Below are 18948 nucleotides of genomic sequence, written 5' to 3'. Positions count from 1 at the left end.
TGAGACATGGTGGGCACGGCGCGATCTGACAGTGCAAACGACGACAGACCGTCGCCGTGTGCCTTTGCCCACCCTACGCATCTGTTTCCGTCATTGCGAGCGAAGCGAAGCATTCCAGAGGCTTGCGAAGATTCTGGATTGCTTCGTCGCTTTGCTCCTCGCAATGACGTTGACCCCGTGAATCAAAAACCAGGCTGCCAGTGACGCAGCTCGCGCGCGGCGCGTGTCACGGCCTCGATCGACGTGAACGATGCCGTCTCCACCATCAGCGTTCGGGCCAAGCGCAATGCCCGCGCCTCGCAGGTCGCGCGCCGCTTCTCATCCTCGATCAGCTCGAAATCGATGTTGTGCGCCAGGCCGAGAATACGACGGATGATCTTCGCGGCTGCAAATCCGACGGCATCCTGGAACAGGCGCGCCATGAAGGCCTGACGTTCGGCCTCAAGCCGCGCAGTTCCTGCTTCACCGGGAAACAGCGAGAGCGGATAGGCATCGCCGATGGCCTCGCTGCGCCACAGCGCCAGGAACTTGCCCGCGAACGCGCTCCACACCTGGTCCACGGTGATCAGCACCCAGCCCTCGAATGCCGCCCTGTCGGCGGGCGCGCGCTCGTGTCCGGCCGACGCAAAATAGGCCATCAACAAGTTGGCCAGGACAGCACCGACGTCGAAGCCCATCGGGCCGTAGAAGGCGAATTCCGGATCGATCACCCGGGTCTCAGTCTCAGTGACCATGATCGATCCGGTGTGCAGGTCGCCATGGATCAGCGCCTCGGCGCTCGACAAGAACTTCAGCTTCAGCCGGGAGACCGCGACATGAAGATCGAGATCGGCACGAATGTCGGCCGCGGTCGCGTCGAGCCATGGTGAGGTCCAGCGGTTCTGCTCAGCGATCCGATAGGGATCGGTGAAGATCAGGTCCTCCGTGATCTTGCACAGCGCATGATTGCCGGCAAAGCTCGCGATCGCCTCCTTCTTCGCGGCGGCAGACAGCGCGAGGTCGGACGAGAAGAACAGCGTCCGCGCCATGAAGGTCGTGATGTGATCGACGAAGGCCGCATAGATCGTGCCCGCGACCAGCCCCTTGCGCATGATGATGTGCGGCTCCAGCAGCTCCATCGCCGTCAGCGCCAGCGCCGGATCATGATGAACGATGGCCGGCACGAGGCCCGGGGCAAGGCGGTTCTGATGCGTCAGCGCCAGATGCTCATAGTGGGCGCGTGACAGCGGCAGCGGCCAGCTCTCGCCGACCAGCCGCACGTAAGGCAGCGCCTGCTTCACCGCGAGTCCGCCGGACGATCCCTTGACGATGAAGACGAGATTGAGGTTGCCATCGCCGACCTCGGTGATCGACCAGCGCTCGGCCGGTCCGCCGAGTTGCCCTGCAACTGAAGGGATCCCCGCGAGATAGTTTCGAAGATCAGTCTCGTTCAGAATGCGATAGCCCGATGGCGTCCCGTTCCGGGCCTCGGCCGATGTCGTCACGCGCAACCTCCCTATCGAACTTGTTTTGACCTCCTATAGCAAAAAAGCCGACGCGCGTCCGCGCATCGGCTTCGAGAGAACGTTGTGCGATGCGAGCGGCAGCTAGAACGGAATCCCCATCAGCCGCGACAGTCGCTCGATGCTGAGATACCCGGCCTGATAGGCCACGAGTGCCAGGCCGAACACGACCGCCGACAGCAGCGTCGTCCAGATCAGGCGGCGTCCCATCAGGCTGATGGTCGGCGCCCCGGGATCGGTGCCGGGCGAGCCGCCGCCCGTCTCGTGCTGGCTGCGCACGCCGAACGGCAGGGTCACGAACAGCATGACCCACCACAGCACGAAGTAGATCGCGAGCCAGGTAGAGATCGTATAGGCCATGATCGCCCCGCTGCCTCAGGCCTGCTCGATCTCGACGAGCGCGCCGGAAAAATCCTTCGGATGCAGGAACAGCACCGGCTTGCCATGGGCGCCGATCTTCGGCTGGCCGTCGCCGAGCACGCGGGCGCCCTCCTTGATCAGCGTGTCGCGCGAGGCGATGATGTCGGCCACCTCGTAGCAGACGTGATGGATGCCGCCATCCGCATTGCGCTCGAGAAACTTCGCGATCGGCGACGCTTCGCCCAGCGGCTGAATGAACTCGATCTTGGTATTGGGCAGGGTCACGAACACGGTGATCACGCCGTGCTCAGGCAACGGGACGGCTGGGGATATCTCGGCGCCGAACGCCGCGCCGTAGATCTTGGCGGCCTTTTCGGCGTCCTTGACCGCGATGGCGACGTGGTTGAGCCGGCCCAGCATGACATCCTCCACTTTTCTTTTGAACCGCCGTTTGATCGGCCTGCGTCAGACTTCCAGGACGTGAACCAGACAGATCGGCTTCTTGCCCCATTGCTCATTGACCGCCGAACGCACCGCCCGCCGCACGGATTCTGCCGCTGCGTCCGGATCGCGCCGACGCGCCCGCGGCAGACCTTCGAAGGTCGAGACGACAGCATCGAAGACGATGTCGTCCATCTCCTCGCCCGCCGCATTCTTCTCGGGGATGCCGACCATGTCGACTTCCGGATCGTCGGCCAGCTCGCCCTTCTCGGTGATGGCGAGCGCCACGAAGATGCAGCCGGCAAAGGCCATCTTGCGACGCTCGACCACGGCGCGCGACTTCGAATCCTCGACGATGCTGCCGTCCTTGTAGAGGCGCCCTGCCGGCAGCTGGTCGATGATTCCGGGATCGCCGGGACCGAGCTTGACGAGATCGCCGTTGCGGCAGGTGATCACCTTGGGCACGCCGCAGGCGCGCGCCAGCCTCGCATGCTCGTGGAGATGCAGCGCCTCGCCATGGACGGGGATCAGGAGCTGCGGCCGCGTCCACGCGATCATGTCGCGCAGCTCGTCGCGGCGCGGATGGCCGGAGACATGAACCAGATGATTGCGGTCGGTGATGATCTCGATACCCTGCTGCACCAGCCCGTTGATGACGGCGCCGACCGCCTTCTCGTTGCCGGGGATGGTGCGCGACGAGAAGATGACAGTGTCGCCCTTGTTCAAGGTGACCAGCGGATGATCGTCATTGGCGATGCGCGAGAGCGCGGCGCGCGGCTCGCCCTGGCTGCCCGTGCACAGCGCCAGCACCTTGTCGGCCGGAAAGTGCCCGTAGAGGTCCATGCCGCGGAAGTTCTGCACGCCATCGAGATAACCGGTCTCGCGCGCGACCTGGACCACGCGCTCCATGGCGCGGCCGACGATGACGACCTCGCGCTCGGCCGCGCGCGCCGCTTCGGCGACGGCGCGGATACGCGCGACGTTGGAGGCGAAGGTGGTCACGGCCACGCGGCCGCGCGCCTCCTTGACCAGGGTCGTAATCGTCTTGGCAACCTCGGCCTCCGACGGCGAGCGTCCCTCGCGCACCGCGTTGGTGGAATCCCCGATCAAGGCGAGAAGTCCGGCGTCGCCGAGCTCGCGCAGCCGCTTCTCATCCGTCGGCGCGCCCAACACCGGCGTCGGATCGATCTTCCAGTCACCGGTGTGCAGGACGGTGCCGACCTCGGTGTGGATCGCCAGCGCGTGCGATTCAGGGATCGAATGCGCGACCGGAATGAACTCGACGTTGAAAGGACCGATGTCGACGCGGCCGCCGGAGGGGATCACCTTGACCGGGATCTTGGCCGGGAGGCGCTCAGCCTCACACTTGGCCTCGAACAGCGCGGCGCTGAACTTGGTCGCGTAGATCGGGCATTTCAGCCGCGGCCACAGATCGATGATGGCGCCGAAATGGTCCTCATGCGCGTGGGTCAGCACGAGGCCGACCAGGTTGTTGCGCTCCTTCTCCAGGAAGGCGACGTCGGGCATGATCAGGTCGATGCCCGGCAGATGCTCCTCATCGCCGAAGGAGACGCCAAGATCGATCGCGAGCCACGAGCGCTGGTGGCGATTGCCGAGCCCGTAGATCGACAGGTTCATGCCGATCTCGCCGACACCTCCGAGCGGCGCAAATGTCAGTTCGTCGGGACGTGCCATCTAGACCGCTCCTTTGGATGCGACCGAGCCGAAATGAACATCACCGGCCGTGATCGGCTCCAATCGTCCCTCCGCGGTCCGCACCAGCATACAACCCTGTTCGTCGATCGTGTCGAAAATCCCCTCGATGATAGCATGTCCGGACCTGATGGCGACCGGCTGGCCGAGGCCTGCCGCCCGCTCCAGCCAGAGCCTGCGGATATCACCGAAGCCCCGCCCCTCGTTCCAGATGCCGAAATATTCGACCCAGGCATCCGACAGCGCCGAGAACAGATCCTCGGCGGTCACCTGGATGCCGAGGTCCGCCAACGATACCGCCGGAGTCGGGGTATCCGGCGGCGCCGCCACCACGTTGGTTCCGATGCCGACAACCACCGCCAATCCGCCAGCCACCTGCTCCGCCTCGAGCAGCATGCCGACGATCTTGCGGCCGTCAGCGAGAACGTCGTTCGGCCATTTCAGCGCAAATGACGCGTGTGCTCCGGACCGCAGCGCAGCCTCGATGCTCACCTGGCGCAACGCGCTCTCGATGGAGAGGCCTGCGGCAAAGCCGAGTGTGGCTGCGATCGCAGGAGCCACGTTCAGCACTTCCAGCACGCTCGAGGCCAGATTGCCACGCGGGGCGATCCACGGACGCTGGCGCCGGCCGCGCCCGGCCGTCTGCTCCGATGTGACGAACCAGCATGGCGCCCTGCCGCCCTCTCGGGCTGACTTCAGCGCCTCGACATTGGTCGAGCCGGTCTGGTCGAACGTGACGAGTCCGTAGCCAGCCTTGGCGGCCTGGGACCCTAGCGCAAACGTCATCTAGAACAGCGATTTCGCCGCGGCCGCGGCCGCGCTGACGAGCGGGCCGGGATAGGCGAAGAACAGGATGTTGAAGATGCCGGAGATCGCGAGCACGGTGCGCAGCTCGATCCTGACGGGATCGAGCGTCGGCAGCGGCTCGTCGAAATACATCGTCTTGACGATCAGCAGATAATAGTAGGCGCCGACCACGCTGGTAAGGACGCCGATCACCGACAGTGTGAACAGCCCGCCCTTGATCGCGGCGACGAACACGTACCATTTGGCGAAGAAGCCCGCGAGCGGAGGAACGCCGGCCAGCGAGAACAGCAGCATCGCGAAGAAGAAGGCGAGCAGCGGATTGGTGCGCGAAAGTCCCGAAAAATCGCTGATCTTCTCGAACGACTGGCCGTTGCGCTTGATCGCCATGATCACGGCGAAGGAGCCGAGCGTCATCGCGACGTAGATCGCGATGTAGGTCAGCACGCCCTGCGCGCCCTCGACCGTACCGGCGGCGAGACCGACCAGCGCGAAGCCCATGTGGCCGATCGACGAATAGGCCATCAGGCGCTTGATGTTGGTCTGGCCGATCGCGGCGAACGAGCCGAGCGCCATCGAGGCGATCGAGACGAACACGATGATCTGCTGCCATTGGAAGGTGATGGCGGGGAATGCGGTCAGCGCGACGCGCGCGAACACGGCCATCGCCGCCACCTTGGGCGCGGAGGCGAAGAACGCCGTCACCGGCGTCGGCGCGCCTTCATAGACGTCCGGCGTCCACATGTGGAACGGCACCGCCGAGATCTTGAAGCACATGCCGGCAAACAGGAACACCAGGCCAAATATGATGCCGACGCTGCCGGCCTTCGTGGCCGCCGCGATCCCGGCAAAGCTCACCGTTCCGGTAAAGCCGTAGATGAGCGATGCACCGTACAGCAGCATGCCGGAGGACAGCGCGCCCAGCACGAAGTACTTCAGGCCAGCCTCTGTCGACTTGACGTTGTCACGATGGCTGGCCGCGACAACGTAGAGCGCGAGCGACATCAGCTCGAGACCGAGGTAGAGCGTGATCAGGTCGCCGGCCGAGATCAGCACCAGCATGCCCAAGGTCGAGAGCAGCACCAGGATCGCATATTCGAAGATGCGGCGGTCCGGCGCCGACAGGAATTCGACCGACATGATCAGCGTCGCGATCGAGCCGATCAGCGCTAGGATCTTCAGGAAGCGCGCGTAGCTGTCAGCGATGAAGCTGCCGCCGAACGCCTGGCCGCCCGGCTGCCCGAGCACCAGGATGCCGACCACGATCAGCAGAGCGACCGCCAGCCAGGTGACGAGCCCCGTCGTCCCCTGTCCGCGAAACGCGCCCAGCATCAACAGCGCCATGGCCCCCACGGCCAACAGCAGCTCCGGCAACACCACCCAAAGCTGAGGCCCAAGATTCTCGATCATCGTCTGTGTCCCGACCCCTCAAGGTCTCATCATTGGAGCAGCGCGGCGGCCTTCACGGCCGTCACGGCGGTATTGTAGTTGTTGACGAGCTGCTGCACCGACGCCGCCGACATATCGAGGATCGGCTTCGGATAAACGCCGAACAGGATGGTCAGCGCCACCAGCGGAAACAGGATCACGCCCTCACGCAGGGTGAGATCCTTGATGCTGGCCAGCGACGGCTTGGTCAGCGCACCGAACACCACCTTGCGGTAGAGCCACAGCGCGTAGGCCGCCGAGAGGATGACGCCGAAGGTCGCGAAGAACGCGGTCGGGATCGACACCTTGAAAGTGCCGAGCAGGGTCATGAACTCGCCGACGAAGCCGGAGGTGCCGGGCAGGCCGACATTGGCCATGGTGAACACCATGAACACCAGCGCATAGACCGGCATCCGGTTGACGAGGCCGCCATAGGCCGCGATCTCGCGGGTGTGCATCCGGTCGTAGACGATACCGACGCAGAGGAACAGCGCGCCCGAGACGATGCCGTGGGAGATCATCTGGAACACGCCCCCGGCCACGCCCTGCATGGTGCCGGCGAAGATGCCCATCGTGACGAAGCCCATATGCGCCACCGACGAATAGGCAATGAGCTTCTTGATGTCCTCCTGCATCAGCGCGACCAGCGAGGTGTAGATGATCGCGATCGCCGAGAGCGTAAAGACCAGCGGCGCGAAGTCGTGCGACGCCAGCGGAAACATCGGCAGCGAGAAGCGCAGGAAGCCGTAGCCGCCCATCTTCAGCAGGATCGCGGCGAGAATCACCGAGCCCGCGGTGGGCGCCTCGACGTGCGCATCCGGCAGCCAGGTGTGAACCGGCCACATCGGCATCTTCACCGCGAAGGAGGCGAAGAAGGCAAGCCATGCCCAGGTCTGCAAGGAGCGCGGCACCGCCGTATGCATCAAGGTCGGAATGTCGGTCGTGCCGGCGTTCCAGTACAGCGCCATGATGGCGAGCAGCATCAGCACCGAGCCAAGCAGCGTGTAGAGGAAGAACTTGAACGAGGCGTAGACCCGGCGCGGACCGCCCCAGACCCCGATGATCAGGAACATCGGAATCAGGCCGCCCTCGAAGAACAGATAGAACAGAACGAGGTCGAGCGCGGAGAACGTGCCAACCATCAGCGTTTCCAGGATCAGGAACGCCATCATGTATTCGCGCAGCCGGTTGGTGACCGACTTCCAGCTCGCGATGATGCAGAACGGCATCAAAGCGGTGGTCAGGATCACGAACGGCAGCGAGATGCCGTCGACGCCCATGTGATAGCTGATGCCGGCCGCCAGCCAGTTCGACTTCTCGACGAATTGGAAGTCGGTCTGTGCCGGATCGAAGCGCAGCACCAGGATCACCGACACCGCGAAGGTGATCAGCGTGGTCCACAGCGCGATCCAGCGCGCGTTGCGCCGGGCCGCCTCGTCGTCGCCGCGCACCAGATAGATCAGCAGCGCGCCGACGATGGGCAGGAAGGTGACGACAGAGAGAATTGGCCAGGTGGTCATTGCTGGCCCCCCATGAACATGAACCAGGTGATCAGGCCGGCGACGCCGATCAGCATGGCAAAGGCATAATGATAGAGATATCCGGTCTGGATCTTGACGACGTTGCGCGTGATGTCGAGCACCCGCGCCGAGACACCATCCGGACCGAACCCGTCGATGACGAAGCCGTCGCCCTTCTTCCAGAGGAAGCGGCCGAGCCACTTCGCAGGACGGACGAAGATCACGTCATACAGCTCGTCGAAGTACCACTTGTTGAGCAGGAACTTGTAGAGCAGCGGCTGCTGGGCCGCCAGCTCCTCCGGGATGTCCGGACGACTAATGTAGAAGAAGTAGGAGACCGCAAAGCCCAGCACCATCATGATGAACGGCAGTTGAGCGAGCCAGAACGGCATATGCTCCATGTCCTCCAGGATGTGCGGGTTCATCTTCAGCGACTCGCCGAAGAAGTGCTCGACACCATGGGGATCGGTGAACACGCCCTTGAACGGGAGGCCGGCCAGGATCGAGCCTGCCGCGAGCACGCCGATCGGGATCAGCATCCAGATCGGGCTCTCATGTGCGGCATCGTAGTGGTGCTGGTCGTGCGGCGTGCCGAAGAAGGTCTTGAACACCAGGCGCCAGGAATAGAACGAGGTCAGGCCGGCGGCGACAATGGTGAGGAAATACGCGTAGGTCGCAAACGGATTGTGTGCGGCGTACGCAGCCTCGATGATCGCGTCCTTGGAGAAGAAGCCTGCGAAGCCGGGGAAGCCGGTGAGCGCCAGGGTGCCGACCGTCATCACCGCGAAGGTGTATGGGATCTTGCGCCACAGGCCGCCCATGTTGCGGATGTCCTGCTCGTGGTGCATCGCGTAGATCACCGAGCCTGACCCTAAGAACAGCAACGCCTTGAAGAAGGCGTGCGTGAACAGGTGGAACATGCCGACCGAGTAGGCCCCTGCTCCCATCGCCACGAACATGTAGCCGAGCTGTGAGCAGGTCGAGTACGCGACGATGCGCTTGATGTCGTTCTGCACGAGGCCGACGGTCGCGGCGAAGAACGCGGTTGTGGCGCCGAAGAACATCACCACGGCCTGCGCATTGGGCGCGAGCTCGAACAGCGGCGACAGGCGCGCCACCATGAACACGCCGGCGGTGACCATGGTCGCGGCGTGGATCAGCGCCGAGACCGGGGTCGGACCTTCCATCGCGTCCGGCAGCCAGGTGTGCAGCAGGAACTGCGCCGACTTGCCCATCGCACCCATGAACAGCAGCAGGCAGGTCAGCGTCAGCGCGTCGGCATTCCAGCCGAGGAAGTTGATGGTCTTGCCGGCGAAGCTTGGCGCTGCGGCGAAGATGGTTTCGAAGTCGGTCGACTTCGCCAGCAGGAACACGGCGAAGATGCCGAGCGCGAAGCCGAAATCGCCGACGCGGTTGACGACGAAGGCCTTGATGGCGGCAGCGTTGGCCGACGGCTTCTGGAACCAGAAGCCGATCAGCAGGTAGCTGGCGAGACCGACGCCCTCCCAGCCGAAGAACAGCTGCACGAGGTTGTTCGCCGTCACCAGCATCAGCATCGCGAAGGTGAACAGGCTGAGATAGGCGAAGAAGCGCGGACGGTTCGGATCCTCGTCCATGTAGCCGATCGAATAGAGATGCACGAGCGAGGACACGCTGGTCACGACGACGAGCATCACCGCCGTCAGCGTATCGACGCGCAGCGCCCAGGAGACCTGCAGCTCGCCGGAATTGATCCAGGGCAGCAGCTCCTTGACCCCGGCCTCATGATGCATGAAGCCGACGCTGATCAGCATCGCCCAGGATAGGCCAGCCGACACGAACAACAGCGCCGTCGTGATCACCTGCGCGGCCCAGGTGCCGGCCGCGGGCGGCTCGGCGACATGATGGTCATCGTGCCCATGACCGTGATCGTCATGTGCCTGCGCGTCGGCGGCGCCGTGGTGATGGTCGTCGTCGTGATGATGCTCAACCACATCGCCGCTCGGATGGCGTCCATGCGCCCCCAGCAGCGCGATCAGGCCGGCCAGGATCGCGCCGAGCAGCGGCAGAAAGACAATGGCCTGGATCATTCGCCCGTCCCCTTACGCATGACCTTGCCGGCAAGCCGGCCCCCATCTGTGCGGATCATGCGCCCTTAGCCCTTCATCAGATTGACGTCTTCAACCGCAATCGAGCCGCGGTTGCGGAAGTAGACCACCAGCACGGCGAGGCCGATCGCGGCTTCCGCCGCCGCAACGGTCAGAACCAGCAGCGCGAACACCTGCCCTACGATGTCGCCGAGGAAGGTGGAGAACGCCACCAGGTTGATGTTCACCGCGAGCAGGATCAGCTCGATCGACATCAGGATGACGATGATGTTCTTGCGGTTCAGGAAGATGCCGAGGATGCCGAGCGTGAACAGCATCGCGGCGACGGCGAGGTAATGTCCCAGTCCGATGGTCATTTCACCCACTCCGCGGCGTCCGTATCCTGCAGCCCCTGCCCGACCGCAACCTTGCGGACGGCCATCGCCATCTCGGGCGTGCGCGCGTTCTGGACGTTGATGTCCTGGCGCTTGACGCTCGCCTTGTGGCGCAGGGTCAGCACGATCGCGCCGATCATCGCCACCAGCAGGATCATGCCCGACAGCTGGAAGTAATGGATGTATTTCGTATAGAGCACGAGGCCGAGCGCCTCGGTGTTGGTGACGTTGGTCGGGATCGCCGCGGTGATCGCCTTCGGCGCCGTCGGGTTGATGACCCAATACGACACCGTCAGCAGCAGCTCGAACAGGAAGATGCCGCCGATGACGAGGCCAATCGGCATGTACTGCAGGAAGCCCTCGCGGAGCTCCGTGAAGTCGACGTCGAGCATCATGATCACGAACAGGAACAGCACCGCGACCGCGCCGACATAGACGACGACCAGGATCATCGCCAGGAATTCGGCTCCCATCAGCACGAACAGGCCGGAGGCGTTGACGAAGGCGAGGATCAGATAGAGCACCGAATGAACGGGGTTCTTCGAGACGATCACCATCACCGCGGAGGCCACGCAGACCGCCGCGAACAGGTAGAAGAAGAGCGCAGGAAGGATCATCGGACGGCCTCAGCGGTACGGCGCGTCGAGCGCGATGGCTTTGGAGATCTCGCGCTCCCAGCGGTCGCCGTTCGCGAGCAGCTTGGCCTTGTCATAGTAGAGCTCCTCGCGGGTCTCGGTCGCGAACTCGAAGTTCGGTCCTTCGACGATGGCGTCGACCGGACAGGCCTCCTGGCAGAGGCCGCAATAGATGCATTTCACCATGTCGATGTCGTAGCGCACCGTGCGGCGGGTGCCGTCGTTGCGACGCGGGCCGGCCTCGATCGTAATCGCCTGCGCAGGGCAGACGGCCTCGCAGAGCTTGCAGGCAATGCAGCGCTCCTCGCCATTGGGATAGCGGCGCAGCGCGTGCTCGCCGCGGAAGCGCGGCGAGATCGGGCCCTTCTCGAACGGATAGTTCAGGGTCGGCTTGGGCTGAAAGAAGTAACGCATCGCGAGGAAGAACGCGGAGACGAACTCCTGCAGCAGCAGCGACCGTGCGGTGGCGGAAATGTTCATGACAGCCTCATTTCGGCGCGATGCCGGCGAAGTGCAGCACGCCCGCGACGATCACCACCATGGCCAGCGACAGCGGCAGGAAGACTTTCCAGCCCAGACGCATCAACTGGTCGTAGCGGTAACGCGGCACGATCGCTTTCGCCATCGCGATCAGGAAGAACATGAAGAACAGCTTGAGCGAGAACCAGATGACGCCCGGCACCCAGTTGAACGGCGGCAGGTCGATCGGCGGCAGCCAGCCGCCCAGAAACAGGATCGTCGCCAGCGCGCACATCGTGGTGATCGCGACATACTCGCCGAGCATGAACAGCAGGTACGGCGTCGAGCCGTATTCCACCATGAAGCCGGCGACGAGTTCCGATTCCGCCTCCACCAGATCGAACGGCGGACGGTTGGTCTCGGCCAGCGCCGAGACGTAGAACACGACGAACATCGGGAACAGCGGCCAGACGTACCAGTTCAGGATCGTCAGCTGCGGCAGGCCGATCAGGCTGGCGAGACCGCGCGCATGCTGCGCCTCGACCACCGCCGAGAGGTTCAGGGTGCCGGCGCAGAGCAGCACGGTGATGATGACGAAGCCGATCGAGACCTCGTAGGACACCATCTGTGCCGCCGAGCGCAGCGCCGCCAGGAACGGGTACTTCGAGTTCGACGACCAGCCGGCCATGATGATGCCGTAGATCGACAGCGACGAGATCGCGAAGATGAAGAGGATGCCGACATTGATGTCGGCGATCGCCCAGCCGAGATTGGTCGGGATCACCGCCCAGGCCGCCAGCGCCAAAACGCAGGAGACCAGCGGCGCCAGCAGGAACACGCCCTTGTTGGCGCCGGCCGGAATGATCGGCTCCTTGAGCACGAACTTCAGCAGGTCGGCGAAGGACTGAAACAGGCCCCAGGGCCCGACCACGTTGGGACCCCGGCGGATCTGCACCGCCGCCCAGATCTTGCGGTCGGCCAGCAGGATGTAGGCAATCGCGACCAGCAGCACGACCAGAAGCAGGACGCTCTGCGCGACCATGACGATCAGCGGCCAGAGGAAGCCGGTCCAGAACGAGCTTGCAAAGAAATCAGCCATCAGGTCACGCTCACTCCGCTGCCGTCAGCATCTGCCCGGAGGCCAGGCGGGAGCATTCCGCCATGACCGCCGATGCGCGCGCGATCGGGTTGGTGAGATAGAAGTCGTCGATCAGCGGCTTGAACGGCGCCTTCTCAAGGTTGCCGCCCTTGCCCGCCAGGGTCTTGATGTCGGCGATCTTGCCCGCCTCGATCTGGTCGATGCGGCCAAGATGCGGCACGGCCTTGATGATCGCAGCGCGCAGAGCGGCCAGCGAGTCGTAGCCAAGCTTCTTGCCGAGCACGTCGGACAGCGCGCGGATGATCGCCCAGTCCTCGCGTGCCTCGCCCGGCGGGAACGACGCCCGGCCGGCCATCTGCACTCGGCCCTCGGTGTTGACGTAGAGGCCCGACTTCTCGGTATAGGCCGCCCCCGGCAGGATGACGTCGGCGCGATGCGCGCCGCGGTCGCCATGGGTGCCGATGTAGACGACGAACACGCCCTCGGGCACCTCGACCTCGTCGGCGCCGAGCAGGACCATCACGTCCATGGTGCCGAACGTCGTCATCTGCGCGGCCGTGAGGCCGGTGCCGTTGAAGCCGATGTCGAGGGCGCCGACCCGCGACGCCGTATTGTGCAGCACGGCAAAACCGTTCCAGTCGTCGCGCACGGCGTTGACGTCCATCGCGATCTTGGCGGCCAGCGACAGGATCGCCGCACCGTCGTGGCGCGCTGCGGCGCCGGCGCCGACCAGCACGATCGGGTTCTTGGCGTTACGGAAGGTGGTCGCGAACGAATGCTTGCCGGCAGCGACGTCGCTCAGGGAGTCGGTGCCAGCGCCGATGTGCTCGTACGCATAGGTCAGATCGGCCTTGGGACCGACGACGCCGACCTTGAGCTGACCGGAGCGCCAACGCTTGCGGATGCGGGCGTTGAGCACAGCCGCTTCCTTGCGCGGATTGGCACCGACGATCAGGATCGCGTCGGCCTGCTCGATGCCGGCGATGGTCGGATTGAACAGGTAGGACGCACGGCCGAGCTTGGCATCGAAGCTGTCACCGCCCTGCACCGCGACGTTGGTCGAGCCGAGCTTTGCGAGCAGATCCTTGAGCGCGTACATCTCCTCGACTGCGGCGAGATCGCCGGCGATGGCGCCGACGCGCTTGCCATCGATGCGCGACAGCTTGGTCGCGATCGCCTTGAACGCTTCCGGCCAGGATGCAGCGCGGAGCTTGCCATCCTCGCGAACATAAGGACGGTCAAGCCGCTGCGTGCGCAGGCCGTCGACGACATGACGCGTCTTGTCGGAGATCCACTCCTCGTTCACGGAGTCATTGATGCGCGGCAGGATGCGCATGACCTCGCGGCCGCGGGTGTCGACGCGGATCGCCGAACCGACGCCGTCCATCACGTCGATCGACTGCGTCTTGCCGAGCTCCCAGGGACGCGCCGCAAACGCATAAGGCTTGGAGGTCAGCGCGCCCACCGGGCAGATGTCGACCAGATTGCCCTGCAGCTCCGAGCTCAGCGCCTGCTCGAGATAGGTCGTGATCTCCATGTCCTCGCCACGGCCGATCGCGCCCATCTCCGGCACGCCGCAGACCTCCGCCGAGAAGCGGACGCAGCGCGTGCACTGGATGCAGCGGTTCATCGAGGTCTTGACCAGCGCGCCGAGATACTTGTCCTCGACCGCGCGCTTGTTCTCGGCGAAGCGGCTGGTGTCGACACCATAGCCCATCGCCTGGTCTTGCAGGTCGCACTCGCCGCCCTGGTCGCAGATCGGGCAGTCGAGCGGATGGTTGATCAGAAGGAATTCCATCACGCCTTCGCGTGCCTTCTTGACCATCGGCGACCGGGTCGAAATTTCCGGCGGCTCGCCCTTCGGGCCCGGCCGGCAATCGCGCACGCCCCAGGCGCAGCTCGCGACCGGTTTCGGTCCGCCCTTCACCTCGACGAGGCACATCCGGCAGTTGCCGGCGATCGACAGCCGCTCATGATAGCAGAAGCGCGGGATCTCGGCGCCTGCCGCCTCGCACGCCTGCAGCAGCGTGTACTCCGGCGGCACATCGATCTCTTTGCCATCGATGATGATCTTGGTCATTGCCTCACATCTCTCTCAAACCACGAGCCACCGCGCCGTCGCGCACCGTGAAGGCGCGACAGGCGCGAAGGAAAACCTTGCTGGCAGGTCGGCCTGCCATCGCCTACTCCGCCGCCACCATGTGCGCGGGATCGCGCACGCCGACGTCGTCAACATCGGCCTTGTGCGAATACTGGTCGATCCGCGCCTCGATCTCGTGACGGAAATGCGTGATCAGGCCCTGGATCGGCCACGCCGCGGCGTCACCCAGCGCACAGATCGTGTGCCCCTCGATCTGCTTCGTGACCTCGAGCAGCATGTCGATCTCGCGCTTGTGCGCCCGGCCCTCGGCCATGCGGGTCAGCACGCGCCACATCCAGCCGGTGCCCTCGCGGCACGGCGTGCACTGGCCGCAGCTCTCATGCTTGTAGAAATAGGAGATGCGCGCGATCGCCCGGATCAGGTCGGTCGATTTGTCCATCACGATCACGGCGGCGGTGCCGAGACCGGAGCGCAGCTTCGACAGGCTGTCGAAATCCATCGGCGTGTCGATGATCTGATCGGCCGGCACCATGCGCACCGACGAGCCGCCCGGAATCACCGCCTTCAGATTATCCCAGCCGCCACGGATGCCGCCGCAATGCTTCTCGATCAGCTCGCGGAACGGGATGCCCATCGCCTCTTCGACGTTGCAGGGCCGCTCGACGTGACCGGAGATGCAGAACAGTTTTGTGCCGACATTGTTCGGACGGCCGATGCCGGCAAACCACGCCGCACCGCGGCGCAGGATGGTCGGCGCCACCGCGATCGACTCGACGTTGTTGACCGTGGTCGGGCAGCCATAGAGGCCGACATTGGCCGGGAATGGCGGCTTCAGCCGCGGCTGGCCCTTCTTGCCCTCGAGGCTCTCCAGCAGCGCGGTCTCCTCGCCGCAGATATAGGCGCCGGCGCCGTGGGCGACGTAGACATCGAACGGCCAGCCATGGATGTTGTTCTTGCCGATCAGGTTGGCCTCATAGGCCTGATCGATCGCCGCCTGCAGCCGCTCGCGCTCGCGGATGAACTCGCCGCGCACATAGATGTAGCAGGCATGCGCATTCATCGCGAAGCTGGCGAGCAGACAGCCCTCGACGAGATGATGCGGATCATGCCGCATGATCTCGCGATCCTTGCAGGTGCCGGGCTCGGACTCGTCGGCGTTGACCACGAGGTAGCTCGGCCGGCCGTCGGTCGATTCCTTCGGCATGAACGACCATTTCAGGCCGGTCGGGAAGCCGGCGCCGCCGCGGCCGCGCAGGCCGGAGGCCTTCATCTCGTTAATGATCCAGTCGCGACCTTTTTCGATCAGCGCCTTGGTGCCATCCCAGCTGCCGCGCCGGCGTGCGCCTTCGAGGCCCCAATCATGCAGGCCATAGAGGTTGGTGAAGATGCGGTCCTTGTCGTCGAGCATGATCAGACGGCTTCCTCGGATGTCAGCGGTTCGACTGCATGGTGGCGATGAAGGCGGCGCAGCCGCCGAACACCAAGGCCCACAGCAGACTGGACTCCAGCGTCGCATTGAGCGCGAACCGCTGCAGCACGAAAATGAAAGCGGCGGCTGCGAGCGTATGCAGTGCCACGTAGCGCCAGTTCTTCATCGCGGCGCCCTCTTCGGTCAGGGCCGCAACGCGGGTGCGGTTGCGGCTCATGTCTTTTCCTTCAACGTGGTCGGACCGCCGGCGGGCGCCGAGAACTGGCGGCCGTTCTGCGGACCAGGCGTCGGCAGGTTGCCGGTCGCGAAGCCGTCGAGCACCTTGCCGAAGCTCTCCGGCGTCAGGTCCTCATACGTGTCCTTCCAGACCTGCACCATCGGCGCATTCACGCAGGCGCCCAGGCACTCGACCTCTTCCCAGCTGAAGCCGCCATCCTTCGACAGATGGAAGGGGTCGTGATGAATGCGGTGCTTGCAGACCTCGATCAGTTCCTCGGCGCCGCGCAGCCGGCACGGCGTGGTGCCGCAGACCTGCACGTGCGCCTTCTTGCCGACCGGCTGCAGCTGGAACATGGTGTAGAAAGTCGCGACCTCGAGCACGCGGATGTAGGGCATGCCTAGCATGTCAGCGACGACGCGGATCGCAGCTTCGGACACCCAGCCCTCGTTCTGCTCCTGCGCGCGCCACAGGATCGCGATCACCGCCGAGGCCTGCCGGCCTTCCGGGTATTTCGCGATCTGAGCCTTGGCGAAGGCGAGGTTTTCCTCCGTGAACGCAAAGCTCGCGGGCTGGACTTCCTTCGGGGCAAGACGGCGGACGGACATGGCTCTTCAGTCTTTCATTGCATGCGGCGCGCGGCACTTGCATTGAGCGCTGCGACGCGATTCTGCCAGAAGGCACTTGCAGTTCCGAACACGTTATAGCCGACGTGAGCGGACGCCTTGATGCGGTCGAGGATCGACAGCTCGGTCACGATCTCGAAGCGGCCGCTCGCGGGGTCGTAGACCATCAGTTGCATCGGCGTTTCATCGAGGATGTAGCGCGACACCGTATGATTGCGATCCTGGCCGTGCTCCTCGCACAGGACCATGCTGTCGGTCGCAAGCAGCCGCGCCCCACCCTTGATCGCCTCGATCTCGACGCCCTCGACGTCGAGCTTGATCAGGTACTTGCCGGAAGCGGCGACGTTGCCGTCGTCGATGAGATCGTCGAGCGCCATCACTGGCACCTGCTCACCGCCAGCGCTGTCGCCGGCGATACTGAAGGCCTCGTGCTTGGTACCGGTGAGATGCGCGACGCCGCGGCGTTCGCCGATGGCGCACTTCATCACTTCGAAGCGGCCGCCGTTGATCTGCGCATTGTTCGCAAGCTTGGCGAAGTTCGCCGAGGACGGCTCGATCGCGATCGCCTTGTGCGAGCCGTAGGGCGTGCTCGACACCAGCACCGACCAGTAGCCGTAATTGGCCCCGCCATCGATGAAGGTGTAGTCGACATCGACAGTGCCGAGGAACAGGAGCTCGAGCTCGTCCTCATAGTGATAGTCGCGGTTGAGAAGCTTGCTCCAGTAGCCGTCGCCATAGGGGAACTCGAACACGGCGTCCGGGTTGAGCTTCACCGCGATGTCGCGCTCGGGCAGCGCCAAGCGCAGCAGGTTGGCGCAGCGATTGTAGCCGCGATGCGAGAAATGCGACGAGATCTTCGAGCCGGTCGACAGCGCCAATGCAGCCGTGCGCTCCCAGAGGTTCGCTCCTTCGAGCGCTCCGGAAGCACGATCGAACTGGATCGGCGCATGGCCCATCAGCGGTCCACCTCTCCGAACACGATGTCGAGCGAGCCGAGAATGGCCGAGACGTCGGCGAGCAGATGGCCGCGGCAGATGAAATCCATCGCCTGCAGATGCGCGAAGCCCGGCGCGCGGATCTTGCACTTGTAGGGCTTGTTGGTGCCGTCGGCGACAAGATAGACGCCGAACTCGCCCTTCGGCGCCTCGACCGCCGCATAGATCTCACCCGCGGGGACGTGCACGCCCTCGGTATAGAGCTTGAAGTGGTGGATCAGCGCTTCCATCGAGCGCTTCATCTCACCGCGGCGCGGCGGCGCGATCTTGTTGTCGGTGATCATCACCGGGCCCTGCCCGTCCGGTGCGCGCAGCTTCTGGATGCACTGCTTCATGATACGCACCGACTGGCGCATCTCTTCCATGCGGATCAGATAGCGGTCGTAGCAGTCGCCGTTCTTGCCGATCGGAACGTCGAACTCCATCTCGGCATAGACATCGTAGGGCTGCGACTTGCGCAGGTCCCAGGCCGCGCCCGAGCCGCGCACCATCACGCCGGAGAAGCCCCACTCCCAGGCCTGCTTCAGGGTCACGACGCCGATGTCGACGTTACGCTGCTTGAAGATGCGGTTGCCGGTGAGAAGCCGGTCGAGATCGTCGACCACCTTCAGGAACGGATCGCAGAATGCGTCGATGTCGTCGATCAGCTTCGGCGGCAGGTCCTGGTGGACGCCACCGATGCGGAAGTAGTTGGCGTGCATGCGCGAGCCGGAGGCCCGCTCATAGAACACCATCAGCTTCTCGCGCTCCTCGAAGCCCCACAGCGGCGGGGTCAGCGCGCCGACGTCCATCGCCTGGGTGGTGACGTTGAGCAAATGCGACAGCAGCCGTCCGATCTCGGAGTAGAGCACGCGGATCAGTTGGCCGCGGCGCGGCACCTCGATGCCGAGCAGGCGCTCGGCGGCGAGGCAGAAGGCATGCTCCTGGTTCATCGGCGCGACGTAGTCGAGCCGATCGAAATAGGGCATCGCCTGCATGTAGGTCTTGGTCTCGATCAGCTTCTCGGTGCCGCGATGCAGAAGGCCGATATGCGGATCGACGCGCTCGACCACCTCACCGTCCAGCTCCAGCACAAGGCGCAGCACACCGTGCGCCGCCGGATGCTGCGGGCCAAAGTTGATCGTGAAGTTGCGGAGTGCCGGGCTCTGCTCGTTCATG

Annotated in this window: 18 protein-coding genes; all 18 read right to left on the bottom strand. The window is 64.4% G+C overall.

From position 1 onward, the window contains the following. Positions 1 to 182 precede the first annotated feature (182 nt). The gene (gene mtnK / locus QX039_RS10040; RefSeq protein WP_315738258.1) at positions 183 to 1484 is read right to left on the bottom strand and encodes an S-methyl-5-thioribose kinase; all 1302 of its coding nucleotides are present in this window, start codon (positions 1482 to 1484) and stop codon (positions 183 to 185) included. 102 nt (positions 1485 to 1586) lie between these two features. After that, a complete protein-coding gene (locus QX039_RS10035; RefSeq protein WP_315738259.1) occupies positions 1587 to 1862 on the bottom strand; it encodes a DUF1467 family protein in 276 nt (91 codons plus the stop codon). 15 nt (positions 1863 to 1877) lie between these two features. Beyond that, a complete protein-coding gene (mce, locus tag QX039_RS10030; RefSeq protein ID WP_315738260.1) occupies positions 1878 to 2282 on the bottom strand; it encodes a methylmalonyl-CoA epimerase in 405 nt (134 codons plus the stop codon). A gap of 45 nt (positions 2283 to 2327) precedes the next feature. After that, positions 2328 to 3998, bottom strand: a complete 1671-nt coding sequence (locus QX039_RS10025) for a ribonuclease J (RefSeq protein ID WP_315738261.1) — start codon at positions 3996 to 3998, stop codon at positions 2328 to 2330. Continuing rightward, positions 3999 to 4802, bottom strand: a complete 804-nt coding sequence (locus QX039_RS10020; RefSeq protein ID WP_315738262.1) for a biotin--[acetyl-CoA-carboxylase] ligase — start codon at positions 4800 to 4802, stop codon at positions 3999 to 4001. After that, positions 4803 to 6230: an NADH-quinone oxidoreductase subunit NuoN gene (nuoN, locus tag QX039_RS10015; protein ID WP_315738263.1), complete on the bottom strand. Its 1428-nt coding sequence runs from the start codon at positions 6228 to 6230 to the stop codon at positions 4803 to 4805. It lies immediately after the preceding gene. 29 nt (positions 6231 to 6259) lie between these two features. Continuing rightward, positions 6260 to 7768 (bottom strand): NADH-quinone oxidoreductase subunit M, encoded by a 1509-nt coding sequence (locus tag QX039_RS10010; RefSeq protein WP_315738264.1) that lies wholly within the window; start codon positions 7766 to 7768, stop codon positions 6260 to 6262. Further along, positions 7765 to 9837, bottom strand: a complete 2073-nt coding sequence (gene nuoL / locus QX039_RS10005) for an NADH-quinone oxidoreductase subunit L (protein ID WP_315738265.1) — start codon at positions 9835 to 9837, stop codon at positions 7765 to 7767. The genes QX039_RS10010 and nuoL overlap by 4 nt, the downstream gene beginning before the upstream one ends. A gap of 65 nt (positions 9838 to 9902) precedes the next feature. Then, the gene (gene nuoK, locus QX039_RS10000; protein WP_284418728.1) at positions 9903 to 10211 is read right to left on the bottom strand and encodes an NADH-quinone oxidoreductase subunit NuoK; all 309 of its coding nucleotides are present in this window, start codon (positions 10209 to 10211) and stop codon (positions 9903 to 9905) included. Then, positions 10208 to 10846: an NADH-quinone oxidoreductase subunit J gene (locus tag QX039_RS09995; RefSeq protein ID WP_315738266.1), complete on the bottom strand. Its 639-nt coding sequence runs from the start codon at positions 10844 to 10846 to the stop codon at positions 10208 to 10210. The genes nuoK and QX039_RS09995 overlap by 4 nt, the downstream gene beginning before the upstream one ends. A 9-nt stretch (positions 10847 to 10855) precedes the next feature. Further along, positions 10856 to 11344 carry an NADH-quinone oxidoreductase subunit NuoI gene (gene nuoI / locus QX039_RS09990; RefSeq protein WP_006611003.1) on the bottom strand — a complete coding sequence of 163 codons (489 nt, stop codon included), beginning with the start codon at positions 11342 to 11344 and terminating at the stop codon, positions 10856 to 10858. Between the two features lie 7 nt (positions 11345 to 11351). Further along, complete coding sequence (gene nuoH / locus QX039_RS09985) at positions 11352 to 12422, bottom strand: NADH-quinone oxidoreductase subunit NuoH (RefSeq protein ID WP_315738267.1); 1071 nt, start codon at positions 12420 to 12422, stop codon at positions 11352 to 11354. 10 nt (positions 12423 to 12432) lie between these two features. Beyond that, complete coding sequence (nuoG, locus tag QX039_RS09980; protein WP_315738268.1) at positions 12433 to 14502, bottom strand: NADH-quinone oxidoreductase subunit NuoG; 2070 nt, start codon at positions 14500 to 14502, stop codon at positions 12433 to 12435. Positions 14503 to 14605: 103 nt separating this feature from the next. Continuing rightward, on the bottom strand, positions 14606 to 15931 hold the full coding sequence (nuoF, locus tag QX039_RS09975; protein ID WP_315738269.1) for an NADH-quinone oxidoreductase subunit NuoF: 1326 nt from the start codon (positions 15929 to 15931) through the stop codon (positions 14606 to 14608). Positions 15932 to 15953: 22 nt separating this feature from the next. Further along, positions 15954 to 16169, bottom strand: coding sequence for a hypothetical protein (locus QX039_RS09970; RefSeq protein WP_315711550.1), 216 nt, complete (start codon positions 16167 to 16169; stop codon positions 15954 to 15956). Further along, a complete protein-coding gene (gene nuoE, locus QX039_RS09965) occupies positions 16166 to 16777 on the bottom strand; it encodes an NADH-quinone oxidoreductase subunit NuoE (protein ID WP_315738270.1) in 612 nt (203 codons plus the stop codon). The genes QX039_RS09970 and nuoE overlap by 4 nt, the downstream gene beginning before the upstream one ends. Positions 16778 to 16791: 14 nt before the next feature. Then, positions 16792 to 17751, bottom strand: a complete 960-nt coding sequence (locus QX039_RS09960; protein ID WP_315738271.1) for an FkbM family methyltransferase — start codon at positions 17749 to 17751, stop codon at positions 16792 to 16794. Further along, positions 17751 to 18947, bottom strand: a complete 1197-nt coding sequence (locus QX039_RS09955) for an NADH-quinone oxidoreductase subunit D (RefSeq protein ID WP_315711546.1) — start codon at positions 18945 to 18947, stop codon at positions 17751 to 17753. Before QX039_RS09955 ends, QX039_RS09960 begins: the two co-directional genes overlap by 1 nt. Between the last annotated feature and the right edge of the window lies 1 nt (position 18948).

The organism is Bradyrhizobium sp. SZCCHNR1043 (assembly GCF_032489675.1).
In the GTDB taxonomy this organism is placed as follows: Bacteria; Pseudomonadota; Alphaproteobacteria; order Rhizobiales; family Xanthobacteraceae; genus Bradyrhizobium.
The sequence above is the reverse complement of the archived record's forward strand: the minus strand, read 5'-3'. Positions and strand labels throughout refer to the sequence as shown.